Annotated in this window: 10 protein-coding genes; 9 read left to right on the top strand and 1 reads right to left on the bottom strand. The window is 69.6% G+C overall.

The genetic code is table 11. The features are described 5' to 3' along the window. The first annotated feature begins 27 nt into the window (after positions 1-27). Together ACFP1K_RS09125 and ACFP1K_RS09120 are read left to right on the top strand one after the other, a co-directional pair. Positions 28-549 (top strand): integrase core domain-containing protein, encoded by a 522-nt coding sequence (locus tag ACFP1K_RS09125; protein WP_380749018.1) that lies wholly within the window; start codon positions 28-30, stop codon positions 547-549. A gap of 366 nt (positions 550-915) precedes the next feature. Next, entirely contained in the window at positions 916-1,101 is a 186-nt protein-coding gene (locus tag ACFP1K_RS09120; RefSeq protein ID WP_380749016.1) for a hypothetical protein, read from the top strand. Between the two features lie 581 nt (positions 1,102-1,682). Here ACFP1K_RS09120 and fusA read toward each other — a convergent pair. Further along, on the bottom strand, positions 1,683-3,698 hold the full coding sequence (gene fusA, locus ACFP1K_RS09115) for an elongation factor G (RefSeq protein WP_380749014.1): 2,016 nt from the start codon (positions 3,696-3,698) through the stop codon (positions 1,683-1,685). Positions 3,699-3,983: 285 nt separating this feature from the next. Between fusA and ACFP1K_RS09110 the strand changes: the two genes are divergently transcribed. The 7 genes from ACFP1K_RS09110 to ACFP1K_RS09080 all read left to right on the top strand — a co-directional run bounded on the left by ACFP1K_RS09110 (position 3,984) and on the right by ACFP1K_RS09080 (position 19,424). Then, positions 3,984-4,265, top strand: coding sequence for a hypothetical protein (locus ACFP1K_RS09110; protein WP_380749012.1), 282 nt, complete (start codon positions 3,984-3,986; stop codon positions 4,263-4,265). Between the two features lie 401 nt (positions 4,266-4,666). After that, positions 4,667-5,614, top strand: coding sequence for a hypothetical protein (locus ACFP1K_RS09105; RefSeq protein WP_380749010.1), 948 nt, complete (start codon positions 4,667-4,669; stop codon positions 5,612-5,614). A gap of 192 nt (positions 5,615-5,806) precedes the next feature. Further along, a complete protein-coding gene (locus ACFP1K_RS09100; RefSeq protein ID WP_380749008.1) occupies positions 5,807-9,658 on the top strand; it encodes a DUF6603 domain-containing protein in 3,852 nt (1,283 codons plus the stop codon). Continuing rightward, positions 9,655-12,000, top strand: coding sequence for a hypothetical protein (locus ACFP1K_RS09095; protein WP_380749006.1), 2,346 nt, complete (start codon positions 9,655-9,657; stop codon positions 11,998-12,000). The genes ACFP1K_RS09100 and ACFP1K_RS09095 overlap by 4 nt, the downstream gene beginning before the upstream one ends. Further along, positions 11,997-15,758 carry a hypothetical protein gene (locus ACFP1K_RS09090; RefSeq protein ID WP_380749004.1) on the top strand — a complete coding sequence of 1,254 codons (3,762 nt, stop codon included), beginning with the start codon at positions 11,997-11,999 and terminating at the stop codon, positions 15,756-15,758. Before ACFP1K_RS09095 ends, ACFP1K_RS09090 begins: the two co-directional genes overlap by 4 nt. 36 nt (positions 15,759-15,794) lie before the next feature. Beyond that, a complete protein-coding gene (locus ACFP1K_RS09085; RefSeq protein ID WP_380749002.1) occupies positions 15,795-17,087 on the top strand; it encodes a hypothetical protein in 1,293 nt (430 codons plus the stop codon). 882 nt (positions 17,088-17,969) lie between these two features. After that, entirely contained in the window at positions 17,970-19,424 is a 1,455-nt protein-coding gene (locus ACFP1K_RS09080; RefSeq protein ID WP_380749000.1) for an RICIN domain-containing protein, read from the top strand. Positions 19,425-19,551: the final 127 nt, after the last annotated feature.

Here is a 19,551-nt window from a genome sequence, read left to right as displayed (position 1 = left end):
AACGCCGGCGGATAGCCCCGTCGTCCCATGCCACTCTCCTTTCAACGAGTGGCACAAGAATCCAGTAATCCACCTCCACTTAACTCGGGACACACCACCGGTCTACTCGGGTCCATGGGAACGGTTGGTGATTGTTACGACAATGCGATGATGGAGTCATTCTGGGGGACGATGCAGCTCGAACTACTCGACACGAGAACCTGGAAAACCCGGGAAGAACTTGCCAACACTGTTTTCGAATGGATTGAATGCTGGTATAATCCCTACAGGCGCCATTCCGGTATAGGAATGCATAGTCCCGTCACGTTCGAGGGCCTTCACCTGCCCTCAGACACCAACGAGTGGCCTCACCTCAGGTGTCCGTGCTACGAGGGGAACCTCACCCCGGAATCTGGCGCTACGCCTGGCCGGTCTGGGTGGCATCATCGCCACGAATTGAGGGGGACGGCTGCTCAGCGTCAGCACTGGTTAGAGCACATAGGCACTTCCAACAGCTTCCCCTCGCCTAAAAGCGGCTGCTGCAGGACTGCCGCCCCCTGGGCGGGCTGATGTCGAGGTTTCCGCCTCGGCGGGCACGGGACATGCGCGGGATGATCTTGCAGGCAGTGCGGGCTAAGCAGGACGTTCACGCAGCTCACACCGCGTGAGCCAGCCTTACGGCCGCCGCTCTCCTAAAGCGGGTGCCGCAGGTTCGGCCACCAGCAAAGTGCCCTTGACCACCGCTGCCGCGTCCGCCAAGTCCGTGGTCGCGGGGCCGAGCCTGAGCGAACTTCGCGATAAGGCGGACGATGACGTCCGTACCCTCTGGACCCTGCTCGAGCAATGGGCCGACAAGGAAGAGCTGCTACCCCAGGCGTCATCGTCTCGGGCCGGAGCGACCTGCGCATCGGGCGGCTCTATCCGAAGAATCGGGCCTTGTGCATCAACCTTGGCCCGTTTCGCGGGCGGGGACGCAATGAACTAGCGGACGTCTGCCTCGCGACCTTGCGCACGCTGACGAGCAAGCCGCTGACATCGGCCTATCCGTTCTTTCCGGCGCCCGATGCCGTGGCCGAGTGGGACGACGTCGCAGAGCTCCGTCGCAAGCTTGCCATGGCATGAAGAGTCGGGAACGTGGTGGCGGATCCGCCGGCTACGGCGCGTAAATCGGCGGTGTGATCGACCGAAGGAGTTGCGCCATCGTGGTTATCGCCACTATCGCCCATCTGATCTGACGGGGGCGACACCCGCATCTGAAGATGCGAGAACACGGGCGTTCCCCCAAGGCCAGGTAGTTAAGGGAATTTGGTTCTTGTCAAACGGCTGAACAGGCAATGGGGCTCCTGTAGATCAGATGTCGGCGAAGATCACCCTCGTGCCGGACGGGGCTCTCCTCACGGCCGACATCCGCGGCGCTAGCGACGGAACGCTGCTCTTCGTCCGCGACGGCTACCTGTCCTCTCTGGAGGTCTATAGCCCAGACGACGCCCCCGCGTGGCTGCCGGAAGCCGGACGCTTCGACGTGCGCGGCCTCGCTGACCGTATCGATGGAGGTGGAGAGTCGGCCCCTCGCCGGCCTGGCTGGACTCGTGGGAGGTCGGGAGGGCGAGGACGCCGGGGACAGGGGAACGCCGGGCGGCGCCTGAGGGGCCGCCCGGCGTGCGCATCTCCTCCATGACCGGCTGAGCAGCCGGCCCGCGGGGTCAACGTATGGGCGCGTAGCCAGCGGGGCGGGTCGTGAACGTGCCTCGGCCCTGCGTGCGGCTGCGCAACCGGGTCGCGTATCCGAACACCTCGGCCAGGGGCACCACCGCGGTGATCACCACCACGCCGGGCCGGGCCCGTGAACCGGAGACGCGGCCACGCCGGGCGGTCAGGTCGCCCAGGACACCGCCGGCCATCTCGTCCGGCACGGTGACCGTGATCTCCACGACCGGCTCCAGCATCCGCATCTCACTGGACCGCAGCGCCTCGCGCAGCGCGAGCCGTCCCGCCGTACGGAACGCCAGGTCCGACGAGTCCTTGGAGTGCGTGGCCCCGTCGGTCAGCGTCACCCGCACACCGGCCACCGGATGGCCGCCGAGTGGGCCGTCGGCGAGCGCGTCCCGGCAGCCGGCCTCGACCGCCCGCACGTACTCGCGCGGCACCCGCCCACCGGTCACCGTGGAGCCGAACGCGAACCCGCCTTCCTCCAACGGCTCGACGTCGATCACGACGTGGGCGAACTGACCCGCGCCGCCGTCCTGCTTGACGTGCCGGTACAGCAGCCCGCGCACCCCGCGTACGACCGTCTCCCGGTAGGCCACCTGCGGCCGGCCGACGCTCACCTCCAGCCGGTGGTCGCGGCGGAGCTTCTCCGCGGCTACCTCCAGATGCAGCTCGCCCATGCCGGACAGCACGGTCTGGCCGGTCTCGGCGTCGACGCGCACGACCAGCGAGGGATCCTCCTCGGTCAGCCGGGCCAGCGCCGACACCAGCCGGTCGCCGTCGGTACCGCGACGCGGCTCGACGGCCACAGACACCACCGGCTCGGTCGCGGCCGGCGGCTCAAGGAGCAGCGGCGCCTGCGGCGCGCACAGGGTCGTGCCCGTGCGCGCGGCCTTCGGCCCGACCAGCGCGACGATGTCGCCGGCCATCGCACTGTCGGCCTCGCTGTGCCGGTCGGCCTGCACGCGAAGGATCCGGCCGACCCGCTCGGTCCGGCCCGTCCCGGCGTCCAGCACCACATCCCCCTTCCGCAGAGTTCCCGAGTACACCCGCACGTACGTCAGCCGCCCCGTCACGGTCACGCTCACCTTGAACGTCAGCGCCGCCAGCGGCTCGGCCGGGTCGGCGGCACGCACCGCACCGTCCTGGCCGCGCACCGGCGGCACGTCCAGCGGCGACGGCAGGTAGCGCACTACGGCGTCCAGCAGGGGCTCGATCCCACGGTTGCGGTAGGCGGAGCCGCACAGGACCACCACGCCCTCGCCCGTCCCGGTGAGGTCGCGCAGCGCCGCGGCCAGTGTCTCCTCAGACATCGAGGGCTCGGCGGAGAACTCGTCCAGCGCCCCCGCGTGCAGCTCGGCCACCGCCTCCTCCAGCAGTCTGCGCCGCCGCCGCGCCTCCGCCAGCAGGCCGTCCGGCACCGGGACCGCCGCGTACGCGTCGCCGTCCCACATCAGTGCGCGCATCGCCAGCAGGTCGACCACGCCGGTGAAGCCGTCCTCGCGCCCTATGGGCAGCTGGACGACCAGTGGTGCCGGATGCAGCCGCCTGCGGATCGACTCGACCGCCGTGTCAAGGTCGGCGCCGGGCCGGTCGAGCTTGTTGACGAACACGACGCGCGGCACGCCGTACCGGTCGGCCCGCCGCCATACCGACTCGCTCTGCGGCTCGACGCCCGCGACGCCGTCGAACACCGCGATCGCGCCGTCGAGCACCCGCAGGGAGCGCTCGACCTCGTCGGAGAAGTCGACGTGGCCGGGGGTGTCGATCAGGTTGACGCGGTGCCCGTCCCAGTCGCAGCTCACCGCGGCGGCGAAGATCGTGATGCCGCGGTCGCGCTCCTGCGGATCGAAGTCGGTGACGGTGGTGCCGTCGTGCACCTCACCGCGCTTGTGGGTGGCTCCGGCCAGGTACAACATCCGCTCGGTGACGGTGGTCTTGCCGGCGTCCACGTGGGCGAGGATGCCGATGTTCCGGATGGTGGCGATGGCGGTGGAAAGTCGAGCACGCATGGCTCTGGGCCTTTCGGGATCGTCCTGACAGGGAGGCGCGATCGGCCCGTGCGAAGGTGAGGGTCCTCGTCAGGGCGTCATCCAGTGACGGCCGCGCAGCCGGCACCGGGATGACGAAGACACCAGGATCACCTCATGGCGAGAGGGGAGGACGACGGCGACGGTGCGGTGGCGCATAGCCGACTCCTCTCTCATCTCGCGATCAAGGGGACTGTAGCCACCGCAGCGCCACGGGGTAAAGGGATTTACTCGCTGCACCGACTTGCCGCATCTGACCGGCACGGCATGCCGGTCGCCCTCTCCCTGGAACTGGGCCGCGTCCCGCCGTTGCCGTCCTTGGGCGATCCGGCATTGGTGGAACTCGTGCTGTCCGGCAGCGCGGGCGAGGCCGAGCGCTCCCGTGCCCTGCACCTGCTGGGCCTCAGGCTGACAGCACCGGTCCGCGTGCTGGCCGTGAAAGGCACCTCGACCGGCTTCGCCTTACCCGGCGAACCGGTCGTCCACGCCGACCGTCTGGGCGCCCGGATCGCCCTCGCCCTCGTCCTACGCCGGTTGCGCGACAACTAGCGTGGAATCCTCCACTTCCTCGCCGAACGGTGCGCCTTTTATGTAACCGGCCGCATGTCCTTTACTTCACCCAGGGCATAACGCAGCACGCCAGCGGAGGTCGCGCAATACTTTTCACCTACCCGAATCGGTCAGATCTAGATCGTGACAGCCCTTCCCATGGGCCGTAGAATATCGATGCCCGGGGCGGGCTGACGTTATAGCAAGTATCTGCTTACCTGTTCGGCGGGCTGCTGGTGGAGGCATTGTGTTGTCGTGGTGAGAATGGCACAGTCCTTGGAGGGGCGGGCTGGCGTTGAAAAAGGTCCATCGTTCCATGTGTACATGAGCGTGATGCCTCCATGGGTCTCGCGTGCTTTTTGGTGTGGGCATTCGAGGGATCGGTCGGAGGGAGCTGTGCAGTGGCCCTTGCGGGGGACGGCGCTATTCGGGAGACGAGCTCGCTCAACTTGGCGGACGGGAGTGCGCCGAGTCATGACCAGTATCTTGGCCTGATCAAGTACATGCGGGGGCAGTACAACGGCTATGACGTCAACGGTTGTGACAAGTGCAAGAAGAATGACGCCTGTACTGGGGGTGCGTGTTTTCTTCGTGTTGACGTCGTGCTGGACGAGGAGAAGTCGATACAGTTTTACTTCACGAAGCGTGACCTGTATCTGAGGGGGTGGACGATCGACGATCCTCCTCTCGGCGGTAATGAGACCACTTACGTGGCGGCCAGCAAGGACAATGACAGCAAGGACCTTGCCACGGTGCCCTCGGGGCTGGGGAGAATCATGGAGGCGGACCGTATCCCTATTGAGCACGGGCGATTCACGCAGCAGGCGAAGGATCCGGCGGAGCCGTTCAGGTTGGTGAATCGGTGGATCATCGGGAGCCAATTAGAGGAGGGGGTCCACCGGTATTCGAAGGAGCTGCTCGCTTACCGGGCCGATCCGCGGAAGAACAAGAAGCCGGGCTCGGCGAAGGTCGATGAGGCCGGTAAGGCGTTTGACGCGGTGGCCTACGTGACGGCGGAGATGGCGCGGTTCGAGCCGTACTGCATGAGCTTCTCGCTGGCCTGGAACGCGGGAGGCTGGGACGGGTTTCCCGGTTCGGGCGGCAGCGCTTCAGGTGGAGACGTGCGCCACGACCTTCCTCACTTCTGCGCCGCGGTCAACGAGTGGAGCAAGCTCTCCCAGCTCATTCGGGACGGCAAGGGGACGGTGGACATCGGCGGCGGTAAGTCGCTTTCCGTGCAGAACGCCAAGGACATGATCGGTGGAGGGGTGTTGTGCCGTCCGGGCATCACCTCACTGGACGCCTCCTCGTCCGGCGGGAAGCAGGGCAAGAAGCAGGGCAGGCGGTGAGGCATGGGTGAGGGGAGGTCCGGCGGGGAGGATTCCGTCGATCTTGGTGCGGTGAAGGCGTCTTTCCTTGGTTCGGGTGATCCCCCGAGGTTGAGTGCCGCGGACACCGCGCTTCCGGTGCGGTTGCGAGACATGCTTGGCACGTTCCCGGATGGTGCCTGCCAGGGGGTCGCCGGTTCGGGGCGGGCGGTGATGGACGGAAAGCAGACGACGCTGACGCTCTCCATGACGTGCGCGTCGTTTCCCTGGCCCACCGGCGCGAGCGTGACCGTCGCGGTGACGGGTGTGACGGCGGCGGTGACGGACGAGGGTGTCGTGACGCTCACCCTGAGTGGGGCGTTCGACGAGGTCGAGGTGACCTCGACGATGACCGGCGCCGGGGCCGGGCGGCTGACGGTCGCGGTGCGGCCGGTCCGGCCGGGTGCCTTCGGCGGAGAGTTGGAGAAGCTCGGCAGGCGCTTCGCCGGTGACGTGTGGCGACGCGCGCAGGACGGGTTGAGCGAGTTCGGGTTCGACCCTCGGGAGGTCGCCGGTTTCGACTTCCGCCTGGTGAAGGACCGATCGACCGGCCTCTACGACCTGTCGTCCGTGGCGGTGGTGGCCGCGCTCGACATCAAGGGGCTTCCGCTTCAGGTCGCGTTGTGGCTTCCCGATCTGCGCGTCACCGGTTCGCTCCGCGACGACACGCCGATCGGCGTCCGGTCACTGCTGGAGTCGTTCGGGATCCCCTCCGGTGAGGTGCCGGAGGAGCTGGCCATCGGCGACCTGTCGTTCGCGGCGGCCCTCGGACATGCCTATATGTTCCGGATGAAGGTCTCCGGTCTGTGGTCGCTCGGCCCCTTCAAGATCGCTTCGCTGTCCATGGAACTGTCCTACGACCCCGTCGAGACGTTCGTGGTCAACATCGCGGGCACCGTGGCGATCGGCTCGTCCTTCGGCATCGATGTCTTCGCCGCCAAGGGCTTCGGCAAGAAGGGCGGCTGGTCCTTCCGAGGCGGTCTGTCGGCCGGTGAGGACCTCGGCATGGCGGAGGTGACCGCGGCCCTGGGCCTGCCGGACGTGCCTGAACCGATCAAGAGCCTGGAGCTGACCAGCCTGTGGGTCTCCTGCACCACCGTCGCGGGCGCGAGCGTCTTCGACTTCACGGTGCAGGGCGACATGATGATCACCGATGAGATCCGGGCCTCCCTCGGGGTGACGGTCACCCGGGACAGTGCGGGCACCCGGTACGCGGGGACGCTGGACATCGCCGGCTACGACTTTGAGGTGGTGTTCGACGAGGACAGGTCCGGCGACGAGGTGGTCGCCGCCACGTTCCGCGGCGGCGACGGAGGCGTCGAGATCGTGCTGCGGGACCTGGTCGCGCACTTCTCCGACGACCTGGCGGCGGACGTCCCCGAGAGTCTGCGGATCGACCTGAAGGACGCCAAGTTCGTCCGGGTGAAACCCGCCGGCGGCCCGGCGCGGTTCTGTGTCGGGGTCGACCTTTCGTCGTCCATCGACCTTTCCCGGCTTCCCCTGGTCGGCGGGTTCCTGTCTCAGGTGGGGACGTTGAGCGTGGAGAACCTGCAGGTCCTCTACAGTTCCGCCGACTTCACGGCCCAGGCCGTCACGTCGGTCAACGGGCTGCTCGGGCAGGCGCAGGTGGTGCCTCTGCCGGCGGCCGGGCTGAAAGCGGGTGTGGCGGCCCTGGCGGAGCTGAAGGTCGGGAACGAGACCACACCGGTCGCCCTCGGCGTGCCCTCCACGACCACGTCCGCCGCCACGGGGAACGCGCAGCCCAGCACCCCCGCGGTACCGGCCGGCGGCCCCAGCAGCGCGCCGGCCTCCACCGTCCACTGGGTCTCGGTGCAGAAGAAGCTCGGCGTCGTCCAGATCAACCGGGTGGGGGTGATGTACCAGCACAACGTGCTGCTCTTCGCGCTGGACGCCGCGGTCGCGCTCGGGCCGCTGTCCCTGTCGTTCGACGGGCTGGCGGTCGGCTCGCCGCTGGACAGGTTCGCCCCGGCGTTCGACCTCTCCGGGCTCGGCGTGGCCTACAACGCCCCTCCGGTGGAGATCTCCGGTGCCCTGCTGCGCCTGCCCGGCGACCAGCTCGCTCCCGATGTGGCGTTCCAGTACGACGGCACGGCGACGCTCGTGCTACCGAACTACTCCCTGGCGGCCATCGGCTCCTACGCGCAACTGAAGGACGGCGAGCCCTCGCTGTTCATCTTCGCCCAGCTCGAGGGGACGCTGCTGGAGCTGCCACCGATCCTGGTCACCGGGCTGATGGCCGGGTTCGGTTACAACCGGGAGCTGGCCCTGCCCGCAGCCACGGAGGTGTCCGGCTTCCCGCTGCTGATCCTGAACAAGCAGGGCCCGGACCAGGGCCGGAACAAGCCTTCGCATGTGCTGGACGTCCTGGAGGGGCGTGAGCCGGCCGTCGCCGGTGGCCGGCCGCGGCAATGGATCGCCCCGCGGCAGGACTCGTACTGGCTGGCGCTGGGGGTGGAGTTCACCGTGGCCAAGGTGGTGAACGCCAAGGTGCTGCTCGCGGCGGAGTTCGGCCAGGAGCTGGTGCTCGCCGTACTGGGGACGGCGACCCTCCAGCTGCCGCTGCCCGCCGAGTCCGCCACCCGCACCTACGTCTACGCCGAACTGGGCCTGGAAGCCGTCCTCCGGCCCTCCCGGGGAAGCTTCGAACTGACGGCGCAACTGTCCCCGGCCTCGTACGTGCTGACCCGCGACTGCCATCTCACCGGGGGGTTCGCCTGCGCGGTGTGGTTCGGGTCGAACCCGAACGCCGGACAGTTCGTGGTCACCCTCGGCGGCTACCATCCAGCCTTCCAGCGGCCCGCCTACTACCCGGTGGTACCGCGGCTGGGCGTCGACTGGGCGGTCAGCGGCAACGTGTCGATCACCGCGCGGGCGTACCTGGCGGTGACGCCGTCGTGCGCGATGGCGGGAGCGATGCTCAGCGCCGTCTATCAGGGGGGCGGCGTCCGGGCGTGGTTCACGGCGAAGGCGGACCTGCTGCTGTCGTGGCGGCCGTTCTGGTTCACCGCCGGTATCTCGGTGAGCGTCGGAGCGTCGTACACCGCCAACTTCTTGTTCGTCCACAAGACCGTCAGCGTGTCGGTCGGCGCCGACCTGGACCTGTGGGGACCACCCGTGGGCGGCACGGTCACCGTCCACATCGTGTGTTTCAGCATCACGGTCCGTTTCGGCCACGGACGGCCCGGGGCCGGCGACAAGACGCTGGGATGGTCCGAGTTCGCCGGCATGTTGCCGAAACCGGAGGACATGGTCACCGTCGCGGCGGTCAGCGGCCTGGACAAGACCGTGGACGACCCGGCGGGCGGCGGCACGGTGTGGCTGGTCCGCGCCCGCGACCTGCGTTTCTTCACGCAGGCCGCGATCCCCGCCAGCCATCTGCGCACGGGGGACGCGCCGCTGTCCTCCGCCGAGCCCGGTGACGGGCCCCTGGTCGATGTGCGTCCCATGAATCGCGGCGGGCTGATCGGCGAGCACCGCCTGAAGCTGTACTTCGAGAACGCGCCCGCGCCGACCGACGGCTGGACGCTGACGGCCCGCACCAGGAACGTGCCCGCGTCGTTGTGGGGCGCCCCACCGCTCTCGTCGCGGGCCGACACGGTCAAGGCGGTGCTCGACAAGATCTGGGACAGGCCCACCGCCGAGGTGGTCCCCGACCGCCCGGTCGGTTTCGACGTCCAGGCGCCGCGGCCGGAGCTGGCCCCCTCGCGCGGGGTCTTCCCGCTCAGCGAGTACAGCGAGGACGAACTCCCGCCCGGCCTCTCACCACTGCCCCGGCAGCCCACCGCCGACGGCGGCTTCGCCTTCACCCCCGAGCCGTCGTGCGTGGACCTCATCGGCCGCGCCGACCGCGGGGACGCCAGGAGCGGCCGCGACCAGGTGTACGCGGCCCTGGCCGACGCCAAGCTGTTCACCGGCCCCAACGACTCCCTGGCCGGCCTGGCGGGCAACGCCGGCCACCTGTTCGGCCAGGCCCCCATGACCCAGGACGCAGGGAGCCGGACGTGAGCCCGAGCCCGCCGCACCCCGCCCGCGACACGATTCCCGTCGGGGACATCGAGCTGCACGACAACTACCTGCCCGCCCTGCCCGCGGGTGACCACCGCGTCGAGGTCACCCACACACTGTGGACCGGCCCCGAGGGCGGGAAGTCGTTCACGGCCGTCCAGAGGTTCACCGTCCGCGGCCCTCAGGTGGCGATCGACACCGCCGCGGTCGTCGCCAAGCAGCCGCCGGACGCCTCCAGCGGCCGGTACGCCGAGGTCCTGCCGCACCTGGTGCTCGGCGACCCCATGCTGCCGTGGGAACGAACCATGCGCGGCGCCCCGGCGGGCACCCCCTGGCTGGCGCTGCTGGTGCTCACCGACGACCAGCTCGTCGGCGGCACCACCGCACCCACCCGCACCGTCTCCGGCACGGTCGGTGACTTCCTCGCCGACGACCCGGCCGTGCTCAAACCCGGCCTCGCCCTGGAAACCGACATCGGTGCCACCGATCCCTGCGCGTACATCCAGGTCGCGGCCACCGAGTTCCACGCGGTGGCGCCCCGCCTGGAGGAGCTGCGGTTCTTGGCGCACTGCCGGGGCGCCAACACCGGGGACCGGGCCATCCTCGGCCTCAAGGAGGACGGGCTGTTCGCCGTCGTCGTCGCGAACCGCTTCCCGGCCGCCGCCCCGCCCGGCTCCACCGCGGCCACCAAGAACATCGTCCACCTGGTCTCCCTGGAGGGCCACGAGAAGATCCTCGTGGACGACCCCGACTTCCAGGGCCGCACGTCGGTGGCACTGCTGTCCCTCGCCGGCTGGTCGTTCCTGGCCTACCCCGACCGGCAGGCCGACTTCGCCGACCTCGCGGAAGGGCTCACCCGCACCCCGGGCGGCGACCCGGCCGGCCGCGACGAGATGTGGCTGCGGCTCGCCTCGCCGTACCAGGACACCGACGGCACCCCGGCCCCGCGGCGGCACGTGGCCCGGCGGCTCAACGACGGCTACCTGCCGCTGCCGTACCTGACCCGCTCGGGCGAGGCCACCTACGCCTGGTACCGGGGGCCGCTCACCCCCGTCATGCCCGTGGCCACCGCACGGGCGGCGCGAGCCACCACCGCCGACGCGCTCATCGGCTACGACCCCGCCTGGGGCGCCTTCGACATGTCCCTGGCCACCGCGTTCGAGACCGGCCGGGCGCTCGCCGTGGCCGACGCCGCCTTCGCCCAGCACCTGCTCGCGTTCAAACACGCCGCCAGGCACCTCATCGACACCCTGTACCACCAGGCCACGAGCACCCACCTGCCGCAGGACGGCGACGGGCCGGACACCGCGCGTGCGGCGTTCGGCCTGCTCCTCGGCGGCGACCTGCTCACCGCGCTCGGCACGCCACCGGGCAGGCCCACCGCCCCGTGGTCGCCGCCCGCGCCGGCCGCGCCACCGGCCGACCCCACTCAGGCCCTGGAGGACTTCCTCCGGTCCGACGCCACCCGCGCCGCCCTCACCGGCGCGCTCGCCGACGGCGACGGGCTCAAGGAACACTTCACCCCCATCGCACGGTGGCTCGGCAGGCTGATGCTGCTCCACCCCGTGCCGTTCAGCCACCTGGTGCCCGACGAGCGGTTGTTGCCGCGGGAGTCGCTGCGTTTCTTCCACGTCGACCCGAGCTGGCTGGACGCGCTGGTCTCCGGCGCGCTCGGCATCGGCGCGCAGTCCAGCCGGGACACCCTCCAGGACCAGATCGTGGCCGACGCCGTACGGTCGGCGGCGGCCCGGACCGCGGCGGCACACCGCGACACGCTCCGCGGCGACACATCCGGCGATCCGGACGCCGCCACCGGCGTTCCCACGGAGGCCGGGGACGGCTTGGGGCCCGTCACCGGCCTGCTGCTGCGCTCGGCGCTGGTCTCCGGCTGGCCGAACCTGGCCGTCCGCGCCGATGCCCCGGACGGCACGCCGCTGCCGGTGCTGCGGATGGACCACCTGGCGCCCACCGTGCTGCTGTGCCTGTTCGACGGCCTGCCCGCGATGGTCGAGCTCCGCGAACCCCAGGAAGGTTTCCGGTTCGGCGTCGAGGACCACGGTGTGATCCCGCTGCGCAACATGCTGCCGCCGGACTCACCTGCCGGCCGGCGACTCGGCGAGCAGCTCGGCACCGACGTCACCTTCCCCGTCCTGGACCACCTGAGGACGGGCACCGGCGGCCGGGTCCTGGACATCGGCTCGCTCATCCCCGCGTTGACGGCCGCGCTGGAGACCGCGCACGGCACCACCCTCGGCCCCATCGGTCCCGCCGACCTGGCCATGCAGATGGTCAAGGTCCCCGAGGCCGTCCACTTCAGCGGCCCGGACGGAGACCGGCGATGACCACCCAGCCCACGCTCGTCGTGCCCGTCGGCCTGGACGCCCTCGTGGTCAACACCGCCCTGCGAGGCCGGGACGGCTTCCGCACCTGGCAGCACAACTACCAGGCGCTGAACGACTACATGAGCCCGGAGCCCGACGAGGGCGACCGGGAGAGCAACGCGAAGGTGCACAACCACACCGGCGTGCATCTGCACTGGACGTTGCCCCGGGGGCTGCGCCACGGCGTCCAGGACCCGCGCACCGGGGAGATCGGCTATCCGCTGGTGCCCAACCGGTGGCTGGTGGTCCGCTTCAGCGGCACCACCACCCGCCGCGCCACGGCGTGGGTGGTCGAGAGCGACTGCCCCTACAGCACCACCGCCTACCGCAACGGTCACCCCTATGACAGGTCGAGCACCTACCTGGTGTCCGACGCCACGCTGCGGGCCTGGCGGTCCAGCGCCGACCCCTACCGCAACACCATGGCGTCCGGCACCCCCCAGGTCCTCATCGGGCTCGCCTTCCCCCTCACCGGCACCACGCCCTGGGCCGAACGAGCCGCACGGGACCCGCTGTACGTGACCGCCATGGCCACCGGCGACCCGTACTTCACCACCTACACGCCGCACAACAGCAACGTCTTCTCCTTCCTCGACGACCTGGCCGACGTCACAACGGCCGACACGCTCGGCTACCAGGTCGTCGGCTGGTACGCAGACCCCGGCGCCGACGTCCTCGCCGCCCTCCCGTCCGGCACCTCCTACGCCGGCCGTCTCGCCGACCTCGACTGGCAGGACCCCCGCCTGTCCGGCGACCCGGACAAGGACGCCGCGGTCGCCCCCGCCACCCGCAGCCTCTACTCCGGTACGGTCCTGACCGTCGCCTGGGACCCGGACGCCACCTCGGCACCCGCCCCCGATCCCCTGGACACCGTCCAGGACAACGGCAAGCTCAACGTCGCCGTCGGCAACACCACCGAGGACGCCTTCACCGCGCTCGCCGGCCGTGCCCTGCACACCACCGGCGCCTCCCCCTCCGGCTCGGACCTGCAACTGCTGCGCACATTCCTGCACAACGTCCTGGATGTGGCCGACGAGAAGGGCGGCGACGCGCGGGTACGGCGCCACATCCACGACGCCTCGTTCGGCGCCTCGGCCGGGGGCCACCACTGGACCGTGACACCACCTCCCGCCGACACGGCCGATCCGGCGTCGGCACCCGCGCCGTTCACCCCGCCGGCCTGGCTGGCCACCCTGAACGACGACCAGCGCCGGCTGAACGAGCGGCTCGGCGAGTTGTACGTCCACCAGTGGCGGCTGAACGCCCTGTGGCTGAAGTACGGCCTGGCCGACGCGTTGTCCCCGCGTCCCGGCGACGCGCCGGATCCCGAGCGGATGCGGCAGGAACTGGACCAGGACCGGGAGGGTTCACTCGCTCACACGGTGCGCGCCATGACCGTCCAGGTGCGGGACCTGGCCGTGAAAGTCCCCCAGCCCGGCCTCACCGGCTCCCACGCGGGTGACGACGACGCCTTCCTCGCCGGGATCGGCGCCTTCGCCGAAGCGAAGGGGCTCACCGGGGGCGCCACGCTCAAGGCCGTCCCCGCTCCCCCGTACTGGCAGAGCAACGACCCCGTGGTCAGCGTGTCCGGTCTCCTGCCGCCGGCCGACACCACCGTCGCAGGCCGGCCGACCCCCGTACGGCCGCTCACCGGCGACGACCCCTCGCCCCTGGTCAGCGCCGTCACGGTCGCGGGCACGACGATCACCGCGACACCCGGCAGCGGGCCGATGCCCGCCGTCCCCGGCCTCTCCGCGCTGCCGCGGGAGATCCCCGCGCTGCTCGCGGAGTACTTCCTGCTGGACCCGGGCAACGCCCCCGCGCTGGCCGCGGCCGGCGGCCTGCCGGTGGACGACGTGCGTGCCGCCATCGCCGCCCACCGCCCCGCCGACTACACCGGCACCCTGCCCGCGCTGGGCCTGGATCCCTGGACCCAGCCCTGGGAACCGCTGATCATGGAGTGGAAGGTCGCCTACCGCCACATCCCCTACGCCGTGGGCACCCAGCGCTGCTGGGCCTTCGACGGCACCGGCCACCACTACACCGGCGCGGCCGGCGTCACCCCGGACCCGGTCACCGTCACGGGCATGTCGGGCCTCGGCCCCCACCCCCGCTCCCTGTTCGCGGCCCGGCTGAAGGAGTTCGTCTCCCATTACGGCACCGACGACCAGCGCGGGCGACTCGACGCCTGGCTGACGTCGATCGGCGACTGGGCGTTCCTCGCCCAGGAACTCACCGGCTTCAACGAACGGCTGGCCGCGCGCGACACCCGCGCCTTCCGCCGTCCCACCACCGCCGACCCCGACCACCCGCACATCGCCGGACTGGCCGGCTACCCCGACGCCGCCACCGGCGACGGCCTGCCCGCCCGCTACCGGGGCCAGGTCACCAGCGCCCCGTACCTCCCCGGAGGCGCCGGCGCTCCCTTCCACGAGACGCGGCAGGGGCAGATCCACGTCGAGGAGCTCTTCCTCTACGACAAGTTCGGCCGCGTCCTCGACGTGGTCAGCCCCGACACCGAAGGCGGCGGGCTGCACGACTACCGCAACTTCCCCCTCGTCGTCGACACCCCTCTCACCGCCGGGACCTCGCTCACCCCCACGATCGCGGCCGTCGCCGAGTTGCCGCCCCGCCCCCTCCAGCCCGCCCGGCTCGACTTCGACCTCCTCGACGCGCGGACCGGCACCCGCGTCGTGCGCACCGCGGCCGACCCGAGCCCCATCGGCGGCTGGCTCCTTCCCAACCATCTCGACCGCAGCCTGCTGCTGTACGACCCGGCGGGCCGCCTGCTCGGCACCTACCGCCTGCTCATCGGCGCACAAGGGCGGCGTACCGGCCAGTGGGAGCCGCCGCCCGACGGCACCGTCACCACCCTGGACCAGGTCGCGCGGCTCGCGCCCCTGGTCGCGGGTCTGATCGGCTCACCCGGTCTCGCCGCGGAGGCCGGCTTCACGGCCTTCCTCGACGTCATCGACTCCACCCTGTGGACCACGGAACCACTCGGCCAGCGCGCCGACCAGAACCTGAGTCTCCTCGTCGGACGCCCCCTGGCCCTCGTCCCCGCACAGCTCCGGCTGACCCTCCAGGGACCACCCCTGGGGGACACCGGCTGGGCCGCCACCCTCGCCCCACCACCCCCTGCCTTCACCGCCCACCGGTTCCCCGTCCGCCTCGGCGACCAGGCCGCCCACGACGACGGCCTCATCGGCTACTTCACCGCCGACGACACGGCCGCCTACCGGTACGACAGGTTCCACAGCGTCACCGCGCCCGACGACGGGCAGGACTACGCCCGGCAGATCGGACCCCTCGGCCCCGCCGGCGACCACCCCGAGCTGACCTTCGGCGACCCCGCCCCCACCCGGCTGCTCCTGCTCCTCGACCCGCGCGCCGCCGTCCACGCCACCAGCGGCATCATCCCCACCGCCGCCGTCACCGTGCCGCCCCGGCACGTGGACGACGCGCTACGCCACATGCAGGCGCTCTTCCGGTTCGGTCCCGTCCTCACCACCGAACACGCCGCGACCCTCGTCTTCCCCCGGCCGGGCGAGAGACGCGGCACCTGGTCCTGGCTGCGGCCCGCACCGGGACAGGCGCCGTGGACACCGTACGAGCTGACCCCGGCGCTGCCGGACGCGCGGTTCCCCGACAGCCCCTGCACCCTCGAGGACGGCATGCTCCGCCTCCTCACCGAACCAGAACAGGTCCAGGACCACTAGCCGCATCCCTCCCTCACCCCGAGAAGGAGACCCCGCGTGCCCGGCGCCCCCCTGCTGCAGTACACCGCCACCTCCAGCCCCGCCCCTCTGCGACCCGACGGCACCGCCATCAACAACGTCGACGTGACCGTCTCCGTCCCCACCGGGCAGACGGTCTACTGCGAGGAGATCATGATCGCCGTCCCGGCCAGTGCGCCGGACGACGGCGGGCCGTACTTCGTCGAGAAGCCGCAATCCTCGATCATCGGCGGCGATTGGCAGCCGCCCGAGTCCGTCGAGATGAAGTCCGGGCAGGAACTCGGCCTCGCCGCCGACACGCAGTACTACCAATTCCCCTTTTACCCGCCCGTACCTGGGATGGACCTGCTCGGCGGGGATCTGGAATTCCAGATCAGCGGCAAACTCACCGCCACCACCGGGGACCCGCTCACCTTCTGGGTCACCGAGACCAGTCACACACCCACCGACCGATCCACCCGCAAGGACCCTGTCGAGATGACTCTGCCCACCGCACAACCAGGCGCACAATCCGACTTCTTCCTGCGCAGCTTCCTGGCGACCGCCCCTGACACACCGGGCATCCCGAGGACGAAGTTCAACGCCGGCGACGACGTCCGCTTCAGTTGGGAGAGCAACGGCACCTCTTACACGCTCTACGACGGCGACGGCACGGTCCTCTACGAGGGCACCGGGACTTCCTGGAGCACCACCCAGAAAGCCGGCTACAAGATCGTGAACGACACCACTTTCACCGTGCAGGCCTCCACGGTCTCCGGAGCCGATGAATCCACCCAGTACGCCACCCTCACCGTCACCATCGGCGACCCGAGCCTGCTCGGGCTCACCGTCGGCTCCGGAGGCATCGGCGTCACCGGCCCGCTCACCGCCGGCTCCATCAGCGCCGCGAACGTAACCGTCCAGGACGGCGGCAGTCTGTACGTGTACGGCCGGGCGGGCTTCGAAGAAGGACTTCAGGTATCCGGGGACACGGCGCTCGGCGGCAACCTGTCGGTCGAGGGAAAAGCCAGCCTCACCGCCTTGTTCGAGCCGGCGGTCCAGCTCGAACCCGTGGTGACGGACGGTTCGACGCAATATTTCTATGTCGAGTACGACGGCATCCTGGTCATTCAGAACCCGGCCGACAGTACGTTCTGGGGCCTCTTCTCCGCCAAGTTGGGCCCTGAAGGCGGCGAAGACGACATCTGGCTGGATCTGATAGGTGATCGGTCGAGCTACACGATTCCCCTGCGCCAAGGACAGACATGGGCCATCTACAACCTCGATGGAGGGATCATCGGCCGTCTTTACTGGATCACCTTCCGCCGATAGCAGTCGCACACACGGCCGCACCGGACCAGCGGTCCCCTTACCCCCCCGCCCGTATCGACCTGACCGTCTCCGGTCCGGCCGGCCAGCAGGTCTACGCCTCTCCGAACGGGAGATAGGAGTCGTCGCCCTGTGGTTCGGGCTTGACGACTGTATCCCGCGTGCACTCGCTTCCAGACGGGATTCAGACGCATCGGAATGTCTGTTATGTTAGCGCTAACATTTATTGTGGACACCACGACGGAGCGCGTGCGAATCAGTCCGATCGCGGGGTGCGCAGTTCGCCGCCGTGTTTCTGGTGCGTTTCGCAGAACGTTAGCGTGTAGAGCGGGCTCGTCAAGATCCGTGTTGACTCTCGCTTCGGTTGCACACTCGCCGTCATCGGAGAGCCAGGGCTTTCCGTGTCAAGCCGCCGAGGTCAGGCGCGCGGTTCCGGGTATTGACCGCGCAGTTGTGATCGCTCACACTGTTGTAACGCCGATGTAACCTTCACGTCCGTCGCGGATACAGGATGCGTGTTCGGCGGCCCGGCGATACGAACCCAGTGCCCTGCCGCGCGAGGTAACCCTGCCGTCTAAATATTAGCGCTAACATTCGTTGGAGCTCTGATGCAGTCCGCCCAGCTGAACCGTCGCCGGCTGCTGCAGGCCGTCGCCGCGAGGGCCATCCCCGTCATCGGCGCCCGCACCGCCCGCGCGGCGGCCCTTTCCGCCGACCCGGGCCGTATGCGTGGTCGCCGAGCCGGCCACGTCAGCAACACGAGGTCTACGAGTGAGGGTTCGACCCAGGAACTTAGATCTAGTGATTGGACATTTCATGGCACTGATCAAGGCGTCTGATGGTTACTCATCAGGACCATCGCGGAGTACCCGGCCGTTACGCCGGTTGCTGATCGCCCTTGTGGTGGCCGCGCTCGCCGCGGTGGCAGGGCTCGTTCCCGCGCCGTCGGCCAATGCCGCCACCAGCCAGTTCCGAGGCATGAACTGGGCCGTGCTGGGTGACAACTTCAGCACCACCACGCTCGTCGTGCAGGGCCTGAGCCAGTCCGACAGCAACGCGACGGTGCGGGCCAAGGCCAACGCCCTCTACGACCACATGGCTTCCACCATGGGGGTCAACACCGTGCGGCTGCCTATCAACACTCACACTGTGGCCAACACCACCTGGTGGAACGCCTACCGCGGCGCTATCGACGCCGCGACCGCTCGTGGGTTCAAGGTCATCCTGGCTTATTGGGAGGACGGCGCCGCCTCGGGCGGCAGGATCACGAACCTCGCCGCGTGGAACACGATGTGGTCCAGCGTGACCAACACGTACGGGTCGAACAGCAACGTCTACTTCGAGCCAATGAACGAACCGCACGGCTACACATCGGCGGACTGGCGGAACGTCGCGGCGAACTGGCTCAGCTATCACACCTCGGCGGTGCCCGGCCGGGTCCTCATCGGCGGCACCGGCTTCAGCCAGGACCTGAGGGACATCTGCAACGACAGCCGCTTCAACTCGACGCTGCTGTCCTTCCACTACTACGCCTTCTTCTACAGCGCGATGACCTACGACGCTTTCCGGAGCCACATTCAGACGCGTCTCGGCAACTGCGCCTCCCGCGCGGTCGCGACCGAGTTCGGCGCGCCGATGTCCACTGGCCTCAACTACGCCGACGCGAACAGCACCGACAACTTCGTGCGCTACATCCGCGCCATGGCCCAGGTCATGCGGGACAACCAGATGGGCGGCACCTACTGGCCGGCCCTCGGCGGCAAGTTGACCGGAAGCCTCGGCTACGACCACTACTCGATGTACGCACTGAGTGGCAGCGGCACCGATCTCAGCTTGACCGTCCGCAACACCTCCGGCGCCGACCGGATCCGGTATGCCTGGGGCGACACCATCGGCGGCTCGACCCCTACGCCGGAGCCGGAAACGTTCTACAGGATCAATGTGCGCCACAGCGGCAAGGCCATGGACGTCCAGCAACCGAACACCGCCAACGGTGCGCGCGTCGGCCAGTACACCTACGGTGGCAGCGCGTGGCAGCAGTGGCAGTTCCAGGACGCCGGCAGCGGCTACTGGCGCATCATCAGCCGCCACAGCGGAAAGTGTCTTGACGTGGTGAGCGCTTCGACCGCCGACGGCGCCGAGCTCGTCCAGTACACCTGTGGCACCGGCACCAACCAGCAGTTCCAGATGGTCGCCAACGGCAGTTACTTCCAGCTCCGGGCACGGCACAGCGGCAAATGCGTGGACGTACCGTCCGCATCGACCGCGGACGGCGTGATCCTCAAGCAGTATGCGTGCAACACCGGCACCAACCAGCAGTGGTCGCGCACGACCGTCTGACGGTCGTCTCGACGTACCCGCGGATCCGCGGGTACATCCCTCACGCCCCCGGTGCCGATCTCGTGCTGAGCGCTCGGTACCGGGGGATCCGGGTCGCGGACGTGACCTGTGCGACCAGATCAGTGGC

Origin of the sequence: Sphaerisporangium aureirubrum, assembly GCF_042658925.1 — a bacterium.
In the GTDB taxonomy this organism is placed as follows: domain Bacteria; phylum Actinomycetota; class Actinomycetes; order Streptosporangiales; family Streptosporangiaceae; genus Sphaerisporangium; species Sphaerisporangium aureirubrum.
Note: the sequence above shows the minus strand (reverse complement) of the source record. Positions and strands in the feature narration are given on the sequence as shown.

Bases quoted from the DNA above. Each gene is read 5' to 3' on its own strand.
- ACFP1K_RS09125 (WP_380749018.1), top strand. From the start codon at position 28: ATGCCACTCTCCTTTCAACGAGTGGCACAAGAATCCAGTAATCCACCT.
- fusA (WP_380749014.1), bottom strand. From the start codon at position 3,698: ATGCGTGCTCGACTTTCCACCGCCATCGCCACCATCCGGAACATCGGC.
- ACFP1K_RS09110 (WP_380749012.1), top strand. From the start codon at position 3,984: ATGCCGGTCGCCCTCTCCCTGGAACTGGGCCGCGTCCCGCCGTTGCCG.
- ACFP1K_RS09100 (WP_380749008.1), top strand. From the start codon at position 5,807: ATGGACGGAAAGCAGACGACGCTGACGCTCTCCATGACGTGCGCGTCG.
- ACFP1K_RS09090 (WP_380749004.1), top strand. From the start codon at position 11,997: ATGACCACCCAGCCCACGCTCGTCGTGCCCGTCGGCCTGGACGCCCTC.